Annotated in this window: 16 protein-coding genes; 7 read left to right on the forward strand and 9 right to left on the reverse strand. The window is 61.3% G+C overall.

Annotated features, from left to right (window positions below; all coding sequences use genetic code 11):
• Positions 1-81: 81 nt before the first annotated feature.
• A complete protein-coding gene (ssuD, locus tag AMK05_RS12545; protein WP_064838828.1) occupies positions 82-1,257 on the reverse strand; it encodes an FMNH2-dependent alkanesulfonate monooxygenase in 1,176 nt (391 codons plus the stop codon).
• 349 nt (positions 1,258-1,606) lie between these two features.
• Positions 1,607-1,978, reverse strand: a complete 372-nt coding sequence (locus AMK05_RS12550) for a hypothetical protein (RefSeq protein ID WP_064838830.1) — start codon at positions 1,976-1,978, stop codon at positions 1,607-1,609.
• Positions 1,979-2,139: 161 nt separating this feature from the next.
• Here AMK05_RS12550 and AMK05_RS12555 point away from each other — a divergent pair, with 161 nt between their 5' ends.
• Together AMK05_RS12555 and AMK05_RS12560 are read left to right on the forward strand one after the other, a co-directional pair.
• Entirely contained in the window at positions 2,140-3,009 is an 870-nt protein-coding gene (locus AMK05_RS12555; protein ID WP_064838833.1) for an NAD(P)-dependent oxidoreductase, read from the forward strand.
• Positions 3,006-3,629: a DNA alkylation repair protein gene (locus tag AMK05_RS12560; RefSeq protein WP_064838835.1), complete on the forward strand. Its 624-nt coding sequence runs from the start codon at positions 3,006-3,008 to the stop codon at positions 3,627-3,629. Before AMK05_RS12555 ends, AMK05_RS12560 begins: the two co-directional genes overlap by 4 nt.
• Positions 3,630-3,737: 108 nt before the next feature.
• On the opposite strand, the gene AMK05_RS12565 is transcribed toward AMK05_RS12560, so the two are convergent.
• From AMK05_RS12565 to AMK05_RS12585, 5 genes are all read right to left on the reverse strand, one after another.
• Complete coding sequence (locus AMK05_RS12565) at positions 3,738-4,634, reverse strand: LysR substrate-binding domain-containing protein (RefSeq protein ID WP_064838836.1); 897 nt, start codon at positions 4,632-4,634, stop codon at positions 3,738-3,740.
• Between the two features lie 434 nt (positions 4,635-5,068).
• Positions 5,069-6,091, reverse strand: coding sequence for a porin (locus AMK05_RS12570; RefSeq protein ID WP_049731916.1), 1,023 nt, complete (start codon positions 6,089-6,091; stop codon positions 5,069-5,071).
• Between the two features lie 661 nt (positions 6,092-6,752).
• Complete coding sequence (locus tag AMK05_RS12575; protein WP_003540387.1) at positions 6,753-7,241, reverse strand: Lrp/AsnC family transcriptional regulator; 489 nt, start codon at positions 7,239-7,241, stop codon at positions 6,753-6,755.
• Between the two features lie 69 nt (positions 7,242-7,310).
• Positions 7,311-7,943 carry a uracil-DNA glycosylase family protein gene (locus AMK05_RS12580; protein ID WP_064838838.1) on the reverse strand — a complete coding sequence of 211 codons (633 nt, stop codon included), beginning with the start codon at positions 7,941-7,943 and terminating at the stop codon, positions 7,311-7,313.
• A 4-nt stretch (positions 7,944-7,947) separates the two neighbouring features.
• Positions 7,948-8,505: a thermonuclease family protein gene (locus tag AMK05_RS12585; protein WP_064838840.1), complete on the reverse strand. Its 558-nt coding sequence runs from the start codon at positions 8,503-8,505 to the stop codon at positions 7,948-7,950.
• Positions 8,506-8,611: 106 nt separating this feature from the next.
• On the opposite strand from AMK05_RS12585, the gene AMK05_RS12590 reads away from it, so the two are divergent.
• Entirely contained in the window at positions 8,612-10,147 is a 1,536-nt protein-coding gene (locus AMK05_RS12590; protein WP_064838842.1) for a sensor histidine kinase, read from the forward strand.
• A 48-nt stretch (positions 10,148-10,195) separates the two neighbouring features.
• On the opposite strand, the gene AMK05_RS12595 is transcribed toward AMK05_RS12590, so the two are convergent.
• Together AMK05_RS12595 and cobT are read right to left on the reverse strand one after the other, a co-directional pair.
• Entirely contained in the window at positions 10,196-10,585 is a 390-nt protein-coding gene (locus tag AMK05_RS12595; protein ID WP_064841351.1) for a diacylglycerol kinase, read from the reverse strand.
• A 129-nt stretch (positions 10,586-10,714) separates the two neighbouring features.
• On the reverse strand, positions 10,715-11,731 hold the full coding sequence (cobT, locus tag AMK05_RS12600) for a nicotinate-nucleotide--dimethylbenzimidazole phosphoribosyltransferase (protein ID WP_064838845.1): 1,017 nt from the start codon (positions 11,729-11,731) through the stop codon (positions 10,715-10,717).
• Between the two features lie 201 nt (positions 11,732-11,932).
• Between cobT and AMK05_RS12605 the strand changes: the two genes are divergently transcribed.
• The 4 genes from AMK05_RS12605 to AMK05_RS12620 all read left to right on the forward strand — a co-directional run bounded on the left by AMK05_RS12605 (position 11,933) and on the right by AMK05_RS12620 (position 14,271).
• Positions 11,933-12,715 (forward strand): adenosylcobinamide-GDP ribazoletransferase, encoded by a 783-nt coding sequence (locus tag AMK05_RS12605; RefSeq protein WP_064838847.1) that lies wholly within the window; start codon positions 11,933-11,935, stop codon positions 12,713-12,715.
• A gap of 18 nt (positions 12,716-12,733) precedes the next feature.
• Positions 12,734-12,952, forward strand: coding sequence for a DUF1289 domain-containing protein (locus AMK05_RS12610; RefSeq protein WP_064841352.1), 219 nt, complete (start codon positions 12,734-12,736; stop codon positions 12,950-12,952).
• The gene (locus AMK05_RS12615; protein ID WP_064838850.1) at positions 12,949-13,650 is read left to right on the forward strand and encodes a TIGR02281 family clan AA aspartic protease; all 702 of its coding nucleotides are present in this window, start codon (positions 12,949-12,951) and stop codon (positions 13,648-13,650) included. The genes AMK05_RS12610 and AMK05_RS12615 overlap by 4 nt, the downstream gene beginning before the upstream one ends.
• A 183-nt stretch (positions 13,651-13,833) precedes the next feature.
• Complete coding sequence (locus AMK05_RS12620) at positions 13,834-14,271, forward strand: EamA family transporter (RefSeq protein WP_064838852.1); 438 nt, start codon at positions 13,834-13,836, stop codon at positions 14,269-14,271.
• Positions 14,272-14,335: the final 64 nt, after the last annotated feature.

Raw genomic sequence — 14,335 nt, forward strand, 5'->3', positions numbered from 1 at the left:
TTAAAGGCGCCTGTCATGATAACAAATCGCCGAAAGCCGTGCGGCTTCCGGCGATGTCGGACTTACCTGCGTTGTTCGATCTCAGGAACCGGAAACGACCTTCAGATTACCGCCGTGGCTGCCGCCTGCAAAGATCTGCTTGCGACCGAATTCGTTGTTGAAGGCTAGGCGCTGCTGCTCGCGGGTGATGCCAAGCTCGGGAAAGAGCAACTCGGCGACGCGATAGGCTTCTTCCAGGTGCGGATAGCCGGAGCCGATCACCGTATCGATGCCGATCGCCTGGTATTCGGCAAGGCGTGCGGCCACCGTCTTCGGCGAGCCCACAAGCGCCGTGCCAGCACCAGCGCGCACCAGGCCGACGCCGGCCCAAAGATTCGGCGAGACCTCGAGCTTGTCGCGGCGGCCGCCGTGAAGGGCGGCCATCCGCTTCTGCCCGACCGAGTCGGATTCATGGACGAAGCGCTCCTGCGCCTCGCGGATGGTATCGTCGTCGAGATGACGGATAAGCCGTTCCGCCGCCTCCCATGCCTCCTCGTCGGTTTCGCGCACGATGAAGTGAAGGCGGATACCGAAGCTCACCTCGCGGCCGCGCTCGGCGGCGGCCTTGCGCACCTTGGCGACCTTTTCGGCCACCTGCGCCGGTGGCTCACCCCACGTCAGATACTTGTCGACGCGGCCGACCGAGAAATCGATGCCGGCATCCGACGAGCCGCCGAAATAGAGCGGCGGACGCGGGTTCTGCACTGAGGGAAAGCCGAGGCGCGCATTGGTCGCCTTGATATATTTGCCGTCGAAACTCGCCGTTCCCTTGTCCAGCAATTCCTCGAAGACGGTGAAAAACTCCTCGGCATGGGCATAACGCTCGTCATGCTCGAGATGGATGCCGTCACCGGCAAGCTCAGCCGGGCTGCCGCCGACGACGATGTTGAGCAGCAGGCGGCCATTGGAGATTCGATCGAGCGTCGTCGCCAGACGCGCGTAATAGGCCGGCGACGCCGTGCCAGGGCGGATCGCCACCAGGAACTGCAATTTCTCGGTCTTGGCTGCCAGGGCGGCCGCCGTCACGAAAGACTCCTCGCAGGCAACCCCGGTCGGCAGCAGCACGCCGGAATAGCCCAGCCGGTCGACGGCCTGGGCGATCTGCGTGAGATAGCCAATTTCGGGCGCGCGGTTGAGATCGGCGGAGCCGAGATAGGTGCCGTCGCCCGACGTCGGGATGAACCAGAGAAAATTGATGGGATCGGATGTGGCGGTCATGGAAACGGTCCTTTGCTGCGAAATTCGAAAATCAGCCCGCGCGGTTTAGCTGGCTCCTGGCAAGCGACCACATGCAGAACGTCCCTGCGGGCGCCGCCAAGCGGATGCTTGAGAGGATGGCGGTGGCGACGGAAGGAATGCCGGGGCTAGTCTGCGCGTGAACATCTGAAATACCTGTCGATCGACGGCGGTTGGCCCGATGCCTTGAAGGCCATCGATCGCCAGAATACTGGCATAGACCATAAATTATATCGACAATATCAATTTTCCATTGTCGTCCGCTTCGAGGAATAATTTTTCTCGTTCGGTCGCTCGCCTGCAAGCACCTGCTGATGGCGGCCGTCTTCCGCTATCCCTCCCGGCGTTCAGCTGCCAGCCGCTCCCGGATAAAACCCGCCCCACCGGCAAGGCGCGTCGCCAGTAGGCTGGTGGGATCCACCATGCGCCAAAAAGGCGTGACCGTCGAAACCGGTTCGCCCTTTTGCAGCGCGAGGAAGGACAAATCGGCAATCGCGCGCAGATGCCGCTGCACGGTGACCGGACAACAGGCGTCCGCCCCGTATTCGGCAGCGAGGCGGCGGCGAAGGACGCCAAGCTGTGTGAAAACACCTTGCTGCGCCGATCGAATCTGCTCGGCGACCATCTGCTGCGATGGAATAAGCATCGACTGCATTCCACTGCGGCCTTTACGCCGCGGCTCGATCGTCGGAACTTCGCGCATATCATCCCCGTACACATTTGCCTGGTTCCCATCTAGGGCTGAGGCGAACGGCGACCAGCCTCATCTCCGTCTATCGCAAGGAACTCCGTCTTCACGGCTTTTCTGCCCCGGCCGTTTCGGTTAATCCTCAGGGCCTCGCACTCCGGATAAGGACAGGACATATGGCTAAAGTCGCATTCATCGGTCTCGGCGTCATGGGTTTTCCCATGGCCGGTCATCTGAAGACGAAGGGCGGCCACGATGTCACCGTCTACAATCGTACGGCAGAAAAAGCCGCCGCCTGGGCAGAGAAATTCTCCGGCAAATCCGCCCCCACCCCGGCCGAGGCGGCCTCAGGCGCCGACTTCGTCTTCGTCTGCGTCGGCAATGATGAAGATCTCCGGTCGGTGACATCGGGCGAAAACGGCGTCCTGCACGGCATGAGGCCGCGGTCGGTGCTGATCGACAACACCACCGCCAGCGCCGAGGTCGCCCGCGAACTTTATGCCGCCGCCAAGGAAAAAGGGGTCGATTTCATCGATGCTCCCGTTTCCGGCGGCCAGGCCGGCGCTGAAAACGGCGTCCTGACCGTCATGTGCGGCGGCGACGAGGCCGTCTTCGATCGTGCCAGGCCCGTTATCGACGCCTATGCCCGCATGGTCGGCCTGATGGGGCCGGCAGGTTCTGGCCAGCTGACCAAGATGGTCAACCAGATCTGTATCGCCGGCCTCGTCCAGGGGCTTGCCGAAGGGCTGCATTTCGGCAAGCGCGCCGGCCTTGATATCGAAAAGGTCGTCGAGGTGATTTCCAAGGGTGCGGCGGGCTCCTGGCAGATGGAAAACCGCCACAAGACCATGAACGCCGGCAAATATGATTTTGGCTTCGCGGTCGACTGGATGCGCAAGGATCTCGGCATCGTGCTCACCGAAGCTCGCCGCAATGGCGCCAAGCTGCCTGTCACCGCCGTCGTCGATCAGTTCTATGGCGACGTCCAGGCAATGGGCGGCAATCGCTGGGATACGTCCTCGCTGCTTGCGCGCCTCGAAAAATGATCGGCCCCTCCTCCGATGCAGCCGAACTGATCGCGCATCTCGAAACGCTGCGTTTGGAGGAGAACGTCGCCGGCATGGCGCGCTTCGGCATTGTCACCACACGTGCCCTCGGCATTTCCAATCCCGATATCAGGGCGGTCGCCAGACTGGCGAAGAAGAATCACGCCAGAGCGATCGAACTCTGGCGAAGCCATATCCGTGAAGCCCGTCTGCTCGCCCTTTATACCGCCGAGCGGAAACGGCTGACGGCGGAAGAAGCCCGGAATTGGGCCAATGATTTCAACTCCTGGGAGATCGTCGATTGCGCCGCCGATCTCTTCGTCGAAGCCCGGCTGGACGAACTCGTCGCAGAATTCGCCGACGACGAGCGCGAATTTGTCAGGCGCACTGCCTTCGCCATGATTGCAGGTGCCGCCGTCCATCGCAAGACAGAGCCCGACACCACCGTCCTTGCCTGGCTGCCGCTGATCGAGGCTCATGCCGACGACCCTCGAAACTTCGTGCGCAAGGCGATCAATTGGGCGCTCCGTAGCATCGGCAAGCGCAATCTCGCCTGCCATGCACCGGCGCTCGCCCTTGCAAGGGCGCTCGCGGAAAGCTCTGACAAAACTGCCTGCTGAATCGGCAAGGATGCAGTCAAGGAATTGGTCGGCGAAAAGCTGCTGACACGGCTGAAATAAACGCACGCAGGCCTCAAGCCGAAGCCCTTCTTCGTCAATGCTGCTTCATCAATGCTGCCGGGATTTTTCGACCAGGAAATCGATCAGCACCCGCACTGCCGGCGGCATGCCCCTGGCCGTCGTGAAGACGATATAGAACTGGCTTTCCTCCGACTGCCAGTCCGGCAAAACCCGCACCAGTCTGCCGGCCTGGAGATCGGCTTCGCAGGCGCTTTCGAGCAAAAGCCCGAAGCCGAGACCGGCACGGGCCGCGTCGAGGATGGCGGTCATACTGCGGCAGGTAAGCCGCGGCTGATGCCGAATTACCCGTTTGGCATCATTCGGTCCGATCAATTCCCAGCTGTGGAACGACACCCATGACGTCATGGCCAGCGTCGGAAGCTCGGCGAGTTCGTCCACGCAATTCAGGCCGCCGGTGCGCTCGACCAGCGAAGGACTTGCGACGAGAATGCGCCGCGCCCGTTCGAGCTTGCGCATCGTCAAGCTCGTCTGCGTCTCCGGCTCGTTGGTTGCCCTCACCTCAAGATCAATCCGTTCGTTGATGAGGTCGGCGCGCCGGTCGGAGCCAATGATCTGCAGCTTGATCTTCGGATAGCGCTCCAGGAATTCAGGCAGGATTCCGCCGACCGAGATATCGACGAGGCCGAGCGGGCAGCCCATCCGCACCACGCCTTGCGGATCGGATTGAGCCTCGCTGACGATTGACTTGGCGCGGTCGGCCTCCTGCAAAATGGTCTGGCATCTTTCGTAGAAAGCCTGACCGATCTCCGTCACCCGGAAGTGACGAGTCGAGCGTTCTATCAGCCTCGCGCCAAGCCCGTCTTCGAGCCGGCTGACCCGCCTGCTCAGCTTCGAACGCGGTATCTTCAGATCGCGACTTGCGGATGCGAAGCCGCCGCTGGAGACGACAGCGGCGAAATAATAGTAGTCGTTGAGATCGTCCATCAGAACAAGCTATCCGCGAGAAGGAATGAAATAGCCCCCTGCAAAGGTTGTATCCCCTCTCCAAAAAAGCTGTAATCACATTGTCGGCATTGGATTTTTTCGCGACCTGTTGCGGCAAAGCCGACCGACGCCGAATAAGGAACGATCCAACAGCTCCGTCTACGCGACGATTCTGTCGGTCGATCCAGCTCGCTTGAAATTGAGAAAGAAGTGCCTCGATAGACGTGGCAAGAAGCCGGCGTGCGCGACGAGCCGGTTCGACTCATCTGAAAGGCTTCTGAAAGGCTGTTCTGAGGATTGCGCGTCAAAAACGCTGCAAGGACGGTCCGGCAGGGAAGACCGGACCCGTCCCCGTAGCTGATCGGAGGTCACTCGGATCAGAAACTGATTTGAAGTGCCCCCGGCCCGAAGACCGGGAGCATCCACTAAGTGGATTAGAACGAACGCTGCAGGCGGAAGTAGCCCGTCGTGGAGTCGTCGCCATCATCCGGATCGAGGTACTGAACCGAAGCCTTGGCATAGAAGTTGTCGACGATCTGGTAATCAACCGTCAGACCAACCTTCCAAGCATCGCCGAGACCGTCGTAGTCATCCGGAACAGCCTTACCACCGCCGAAGTAGTTGCCGTAGTACTGAACGGCCGGGGTGATCTTCAGCTTGTCGGTTGCCTTGATAGCGTATTCGGCAGCAACAGCCCACTCAGCCGAAGAGTAGTAGGAGTTCGGGCCGGAGGAGTATACGCCAGCGAGGCCGAGCGTGCCGGGGCCGATGTCAACCGTACCCATTGCGCGGATTGCGCCATCTTCGTTGTCGAAGTCCCAGCCGCCAGTAACCTGGTAGCTGAACGCGCCAGCCGTGCCGCCGACGCCGAAGGCAACGCCAACGTTGTTGGCTTCTTCGCCAGCCTTGTAAACGCCGTCTTCCAGTTCGTCGACGCTGAGGCCGGCGTAGAAGGTGCCGCTTTCATACTGGTAACGCATGGAGTTGTGCAGCGTTACGACAGAACCGATGTCGTCGGTTTCGCCGGAGAGGCCGTCGTCCCACCAGCTGTAGAAGAGACCAGCGCGGAAGCCCGCGATGTCGAGGTAAGCGGAGTCGAGGATGGCGTCCTGATCGGTGGCGTTGTCAGCATTGAACTGCATGACGATGACGCCGGTCAGCGGACCATACTCGGTGTCGCTCTTGGCCGTGAACTGAACCTGACCGCGGGTAACGGCATCCCAGTCCGAATCGCCGCCGACATCTTCGCCGACGTTAACCTGGAAACGGATGTAGCCTTCGATCTTGAGGCAGGTTTCGGTGCCCGGGATGTAGAAGTAGCCGGTGCCGTAAGCGTCGCAGACGCGAACATATTCAACCGGTTCCGGCTCAGCAGCAACGATAGCGTCAGCTGCAAGAACCGGCGTCGATGCAGCAAATGCTGCTGCTGATGCAAGCAAAACCATTCTGATGTTCATTTACCAATCCATTCCTTTGTCGATCGGGGCTGGCTTCCAATCGGGTAGTCGATTTGAAGCCGGCCCAGTTTGAACAGCCATCTCGGCGTGCGGATCGATCGAACCGCCAAACCGTCATCCCATATGAGGTCCTCTCAAGCAATTCTCGACACACGCAAGATGGGTCCCCTGAAGCAAGTTTCCCCGGCAACGTGATTTTTATACAACAATTTCAATTATGTAGACGACAGAAACGCCAAGCGGCCCCGCGACGGAAATCCTCCATCGCAAGCCGCAAACGCTACGCCCCATTTGTCAAATTCTCCACCGTTCGACCCCCGTCGAACATATTGGTGAAGTGCATAAACTCTACCGCCGGCTAATCAACACATACAAGGCAGCGGTTTAGAACATCGTGTCCTGAATTCGATACCAATGAGACGAAATGATGACATAACGCGCATTGGTTCCATTCAACATAGCGTCGTATTTCTTACCAGGCTATGTATTTTTCCGAACCCTGGCGGGATTCGAGCGTTTTTTCGCTATTTCTGGGGCTTTTCTGCAGTCTTAATTGCATTTCACCCCTCCGCAGTTACCGGATCGGCACACTCAGATGTGGCCGGATCGACTCAGTCAGCACAATCCTCAGGCCTTCCGGCCGTGTGGCCGAACGCCGATTTCAATCCTCATTGGATTTGGCATTGTCGAGAATCATATAATCGAGCGGCAGTTGCGTCGAATACTTGATCTGCTCCATCGCAAAGGCGGAGGAGACGTCGCGAATCTCGATTTTGGCGATCATCCGCTTATAAAAGGCGTCATAGGCGGCGATATCGGGCACCACGACTCGCAGGAGATAGTCGACATCGCCGCTCATCCGGTAGAATTCCACCACTTCGGGGAATTCGGCGACCACCTCGGAAAAGCGCCGCAGCCATTCGATCGAATGGGTGGCCGTGCGAATCGACACGAAGACCGTGACCTTGGTGTTGACCTTTTCCGGATCAAGGATAGCGACTCGGCGCTTGATGACGCCGTCTTCTTCCATTTTCTGGATGCGCCGCCAGCATGGCGTCGTCGACAGCCCGACTTTTTTGGCGAGATCGGCCACGGCAAGGGTCGAATCCTCTTGCAGAAGACGCAGTATTTTTCGGTCGAGGCGATCCATGCGAGCAACAGTCCTTTCGAATTATTTTCTTTGTATAACGCGATTCCGCGCGACGAAAAGAATTTTGTTTCAGGAAAGCAGCATTTTTGTCCGATCCCGCAAGACCGGGAGCAATTCTTCCTCAAACCACGGATTGCGCTTCAGCCAGCCGCTGTTGCGCCAGCTCGGATGCGGCAGCGGCAGCACCGCCGGCGACCGATTGGACAGAAGGCTGTCCCGCCACGCCCGCACCGTCTCGGTCATACCGTCCCGCCTGTCCGCCCCCATATGCCAAGCCTGCGCATATTGGCCGATGACCAGCACCAGTTCGATCTGCGGCATGGCCGCAATCACCCTTTGCCGCCAAAACGGTGCGCATTCGCGGCGCGGCGGCAGATCCGAGCCCTTGGCGTCATAGCCGGGAAAGCAGAAGCCCATCGGCACGATGGCGAATCGATCGCGGTCGTAGAAGCTTGCCCTGTCAACGCCGAGCCATGACCGCAGCCGGTCGCCCGAAGCATCGTCGAACGGCAGGCCGCTCTCATGCACCCGAAGCCCGGGCGCCTGCCCGGCGATCAGAATGCGCGCGCTCGATGAAATTACGGCCACCGGCCGCGGCTCATGCGGCAGCCGATATGCGAGGCCTTTCGCCGGTGCGTCACGACAGATGCGGCAGGAGGCGATCTCCAGCCGCAGCATCTCCAGCTTGGCTTCGTCGGTCATGGCTTCACTCCCACCCGACGATCCACCTGATGAAATCAAGCGGGCCATTGAAATCGGAACTCTGGCGGGCATGGTCGCGCACATCGCGCGGCCGCTCGAAAGTCCCGGCCCAGAGCCCCGCCTTCGCGGCCCTCGCCTCGGCCTCCTCCCTACCATAGCCGCCATAGGAGATTGCCATGCCGCGACGCACCATGGCGGCGTTGATGTCGCCGCCTGCCCCGCTGTGACAGATGACGAGCAGCCTGTCGTAGCGGTCGCGCCGGCTGCCTTGGCAACGCGTTCCCGATGCCAGAACCATGCTCTGCAGCGCTGCGCGCGCCGCGCGTCCGCAGGCCCAGGCATTTCCCGCGCGCTCGCAGCTCTGATTGAGCTCCGGCGCGTCGATGCCTTCGAGGCGCAAACGTTCGCCTCCTAAAGTCAGACTGTCGCCATCGGCAGCATGGAAAGCGCCCGCATGCTCGATTTTTGTTGCATCGTTGAGCTTGGCGGCGATCAGCGCCAGGAGTGCCAGCAGGGCAAAAGCGGTCACGCCGTCGCGAATCAGGCGCAGGCTCAGTGTCACGCTTTCGCCTCCTTAAAAAACAAATCCTTGGCAAAGATGGCAAACATCTTCTTAAGAATTGCCGGTTAAGCTCTTATCCACCCTGGGATGAAGTTTCAACGTGCACATGAGTACCGGCGTAAGCACATCGACCGACAAGATAATCGTCGACAGGTCGCGCAGCCACCGCAACAAGGCCGTTTCCAAGGCCGTGCGGCAAACGCGCGAACGTCTTCAGTCCGGCCATGCGTCCAATTCCTCCTTCGATCGTGACGCGCTCAAGATGTATGTGGCGTCGATGCTGCAGAGCGCGACGATCATGCCGCTCTTCGTCGTCATCATCACCGCCCTTGGTGTTTATTTCACGCAGGATGCGCAGTTGCTTTTGTGGGCGCTGCTGACGCTGACCTGTCACACCGGCAATATCCTGCTGGCGCGGCGCGCGCGCCGTCAGGAAATCACCTCCGAGAGTGCTCGCAAATGGCGCCGCCTGCTGCTGTTCGGCCAGTTCCTGCTCGGCTGCTGCTGGGCGGTCTTCGCGCTGCAGGGCTGCGATACCTGCGAGCCGTCGAGCTTTATCCTTTATAAAGGCGCGACGCTGCTGATCGCGCTCTCCGTTACGGCGATGTCGAATTTCATGCTGACGCCTGCCGTGCTCGCTGCCTTCGCGCCGGCGGTTCTGGCGCTCGCCGCCAAGAGCGGCCTGTCCCGCGACCTTCTCGAAATCAGCCTGACGGGGCTCTTCACCAGCACCCTCGTCTTCTTCAACTATATCAGCGACCGGCTGTTCAAGTCGAACCTCAAGATCCTCTCCTACCAATCGGAGAAGGACGATCTGATCGCCGAGCTTGAAGTGGCGAAATCGATGTCGGACGAGGCGCGCCGCCGCGCCGAGGAGGCAAACCTCGCCAAGTCCCGCTTCCTCGCCTCGATGTCGCACGAACTCAGGACCCCGCTCAACGCCATCCTCGGCTTCTCCGAGGTGATGTCGGCCGAAGTCATGGGACCGCTCGCCAATCCGACCTACAAGGAATATGCCGGCGACATCCACCGCTCCGGCCAGCATCTGCTCGATCTCATCAATGAGATTCTCGACCTCTCCCGCATCGAGGCCGGCAAATACGAGCTGAGCGAGGAGGCGATCTCGCTTCTCGATATCACCGAGGATTGCATCGGCATGGTCCAGCTGCGCGCCCGCGCCAAGAACATCGCCATTTCGGATCAATTCGAGCGGCAGCTGCCGGCCATCTGGGCGGACGAGAAGTCGATGCGCCAGGTGGTGCTCAATCTTCTCTCCAATGCCGTCAAGTTCACGCCGCAGGGCGGCGAAATCAACGTCAAGGTCGGCTGGACGGCCGGCGGCGGTCAGTACATCTCAATCAAGGACAACGGCCCCGGCATTCCGGAAGAAGAGATTCCCGTCGTCCTGTCGGCCTTCGGACAGGGCTCGATCGCCATCAAGAGCGCCGAACAGGGCACCGGCCTCGGCCTGCCGATCGTCCAGGCGATCCTTGCCAAGCATGACGGACAGTTCGTGCTGAAATCGAAGCTGCGCGAGGGCACCGAGGTCATCGCCATCCTGCCCGCCAAGCGCGTGCTCCAAAGCCTGCCGGCCGTGGAAGAGGCCCAGGCCGTCGCCCGCAAGCGCAAGAGTTTTGCCTGATTCAGCCAAAGGATGATGCCGAAAAGTGTGAGCGGTTTTCGGACGATATCATGCGGATCCAAAGAAGATATGTTTGCCGAGGACGAAGCCGAGATAGAGGCAGCAGGCGGCGATCATACAGCTCACCGCGAAGGAGCCGAGATCCTTGGCATGTTTACCGACGATCGAAATCTCCGGCGAAATCCGGTCGATCACCTCTTCGACGGCGGTATTCATCGCCTCCATCGAAAACAGCCCGAGAAACAGCAGCAACGCAACGACGATCTCGCCCGCGCTCGCCCCCACCAGCGCTAAGGCCGCGATCGAAACGACTGAGAATCCGAGTTCCTGGCGGAAGGCCGCCTCTCTCAGAACGCGCAGGAAGCCTGCCCAGGAATAGCTGGCCGCGGCGATGAAGTGTCGAAATCCGGTCTCTTTCGTCACCGCAGGCTTCGTCAAGGCGCCTCTCTCCTCTTGCAGATCGGGAAAGGCTTTGCCGCCCCGCTTGATGACCGAATACGCAGATACCGAATCCATCTGGGTAGCGCAAGCGAAGCCGCGTGCCGATCGGCGGCGCCGACCGCGGCGTCAGTCTTTGTTGGTTACACCGGCCTGGGCGAAGGTCGCCATGCCGGAATGGCAGGCGGCGGCGGCCTTGACGATGCCGGCGGCGAGTGCTGCCCCTGTGCCTTCGCCGAGCCGCATGCCGAGCGCCAGAAGCGGCGTCTTGCCGAGCATCTCGATCGCGCGCAGATGTCCGGGCTCGGCGGAAACGTGGCCGATCAGGCAATGGTCGAGCGCGGAGGGATTGGCGGCTTTGAGGATCGCCGCAGCAGCAGTCGCGACATAACCGTCGATCAGCACCGGAATGCGCTCCATGCGCGCGGCAAGGATGGCGCCGGCCATTGCCGCGATCTCACGGCCGCCGAGGCGTCGCATGATCTCCAGCGGATCGTCGAGATGATCACCGTGGAGCTCGACGGCCTTTTCCACCGCCGCAACCTTGCGCTCCAGCATCTCGCCTTCCGAGCCGGTGCCGGGTCCGACCCAGTCTCGCGCCGAACCGCCGTAGAGCGCATAATTGATCGCCGCGGCAATCGTCGTATTGCCGATGCCCATTTCGCCGATGCAGAGCAGGTCGGTGCCGCCGGCAATCGCCTCCATGCCGAAGGCCATGGTCGCGGCGCAATCGCGCTCGGAAAGCGCTGCTTCCTCGGTGATGTCACCGGTGGGATAATCCAGCGCCAGATCGAACACCTTCAGCCCGAGATCGTAAGCGACGCAGATCTGGTTGATCGCAGCCCCACCGGCTGCGAAATTCTCCACCATCTGCTGCGTTACAGCCGGCGGAAAAGGCGTGATTCCCTGCCTGGTGACGCCATGATTGCCGGCGAAGATCGCCACCAGCGGCCGGTTGACGGCAGGGGTGCGGCCTGTCCAGGCGGCAAGCCAGAATGCGATTTCCTCGAGCCGCCCGAGCGCGCCCGGCGGCTTGGTCAGCTGCGCGTCGCGTTCGCGCGCGGCCACCAGCGCACGGGCATCCGGCCCCGGCAGATCGCGGAGCAGGGTACGGAAATCGTCGAACGGCAGGCCTGAAACGCTCATCTGTGCGGTTTTCCTATGAATCCGGGTATTCTTGTTTTCACGCAAACCACTTGTTTGCGTCGGGCAAATCAGCTTCTTTGCGGGTCGCAACTCTCTTAAAGCGGGCCGACAGGGCGAACAACAGCAAAAGTACCGCCGCGACCATAAGCCAACGTCATAAGCCAGCGCCATAAGCCGTAACCTTGGGCAGAACGAAGCAGAATGAAGATCAAGGACTATGCGGTCGATACCGCCCGCGCCGTCGCCTTTCTCAGCCGCATTCCCATGCCGCAATCGCTGTTCAAAGCCTATGACGGCAGGCTCGGCCGGCTCGTGCGCGCCTTTCCCTTTGCCGGCATTGTCATCGGCCTGGTCCCTGCGCTCGCCCTGCTCCTTCTTCTGGGGCTGCGTGCCGATCCGCTGATGGCTGCCCTGATCGCGCTTTCCATCCAGGTCGTCGTCACCGGCGCGCTACACGAGGATGGCCTCGCCGATACCGCCGACGGCATCGGCGGCGGCAAGAGCCGCGAGCAGAGCCTCGTCATTATGAAGGACAGCCGAATCGGCACTTACGGCGCGATCGTGCTGATCCTCTCCTTCGCGATCCGCGCGGCAGCACTTGCCGCCATCGCCCGCCACGCCGCGCCGCTCACGTCAGCCTTTGCCATTCCCGCCGTCGCAGCGCTCAGCCGCGGCGCCATCGCCTGGCACTGGCAGCGGCTGCCTCCGGCCAAGGCCGATGGCGTCGCCGCCTCGACCGGCCAGCCGGATGAAGCGGCGATGCAATTTGCCCTCGCCTCGGCCGGCCTCGTCGCAGCGCTTCTGATCTGGCCGGCCTTCGGTCTGCGGCCGCTGGTCGCAAGCCTGCTTGCCACCGGCATCGCTGCCCTTGCCTTTACCGCTTTCATCCGCCGCAAGCTTGCCGGCCACACCGGCGACACGCTGGGCGCGACACAGCAAATTTGCGAGATCGCCACGCTTTGCGCCCTTGCCACGGCTCTTTGAAACTCCGATATGTCCTTCATGCAAACACCCTGCATTCACGTCTGCTCCCTTGTTTCCGTCACCGGATTTTGCGCCGGATGCGGCCGGACTCTTCAGGAAATAGGCAACTGGGTGAGCTACTCCGACATCGAGCGGAGACGGATCATGGCGCTGCTGCCAGCAAGGCTTACAGGCGCCGCCGCGGTATCGAACCACATGGAAACAGGCCTCGCCAGCGGGCCGGAGCGGCCTTTGTGATCCGTCTGACCGTCTTCCTCGTCGTGATCGGCATCGGCCTTGCCGTGCTGATCGTCAATAATGACAGCAGCCGGATCCTCGGCCTGCAGAGTGATGACTTCGTCCGCGTCGTCTATCTGCTGCCGATTGCGCTGATGCTGTCGGCCGGCATCTGGGCGAGCCGGCGCAACCTCGGCGAAACGATGCGCCACATGATGATCTGGCTGGTGATCATCCTGGCGCTCGTCACCGTCTATCTCTATCGCCAGGAAGCGCTCGGCGTCGGCAACCGGCTGCTCGCCGGCCTCGTTCCCGGCCGCGCCGTCGTCGTGACCACAAGCGAAGGTGGCCAGGAGATCATCCTGCACAAGTTGCTGAACGGCCATTTCGAAGCCGATGTCGCCGTCAACGGCCAGGCGATCGAGATGCTCGTCGATACTGGCGCCAGCATGGTGGCGCTGTCGCACGAAGATGCCGAGCGGATCGGCATCGACCTTTCCCGCCTCAGCTATTCCATGACCGTCATGACCGCCAACGGCCGTGGCCGCGCAGCGCCCGTGACGCTCGACCAAGTGGCGATCGGCCCGATCGTCCGCAACAATGTCGCAGCCAGCGTCGCCGAGGATGGCCGGCTCGACCAGAGCCTGCTCGGCATGAGCTTCCTGGAAACGCTGGGCTCGCTGCAGATGCAGACCGACGAGCTGCGCATGCGCGACTGAGCCGCAGAGCTCGCGATTCGCTGTCGCCGCGGCTTTACGGCGGCGGTCACTTCTGTCACTTTCAGGCGCAACAACAAGACCACAAAGAGCAAAAAGAAACTCCTAGTCTGGTGGCACCCGCATGCTCGACCGGCCTTTGCTTGAGGCAAAGGCTTGACTTATGGGTGCGACAGGAGTTTCGCGATGAATTCACTCTGGCCGATCGTCATCGGCGGCATTCTGCCCGCCATTTTCTGGGGCATCACCGCCATCTTCCAGAAGCAGAGCGCCACATCAGCCACCGGCTCCGCCGTCTATCTGATCGCCTTCGGCGCCGCCTGCGCGCTGGCCGGCCTGATCGCCGCGCTGATCTGGCGCCCGGCGCCCTGGACTGTCGAAGGTCTTGGTTTTGCCGCCACGGCGGGCGCCTGCTTCGCAATCGGCACCGGCCTCATCAGCTTCGCGCTTTTCGCTTACGGCGTCCCGGTCGCAAAACTCGCGCCGATTTGGAGCTGCAACGTGCTGGTGACACTGGCAATCGCTGCCCTCCTTCTCGGCGAAGCCTCCGACCTCGACGTGGTCAGGCTCGCCGCCGGCACCCTCCTCATCATATCAGGCGCGTTGCTCGTCAGCAGCGCCTGAGGGGAAATGATCACGTAAGACAGACGGACCCGTCGTCCAAAATGCTCCTGCGTTGCAGCAGGTT

The organism is Rhizobium sp. N324, assembly GCF_001664485.1.
Lineage (GTDB): Bacteria > Pseudomonadota > Alphaproteobacteria > Rhizobiales > Rhizobiaceae > Rhizobium.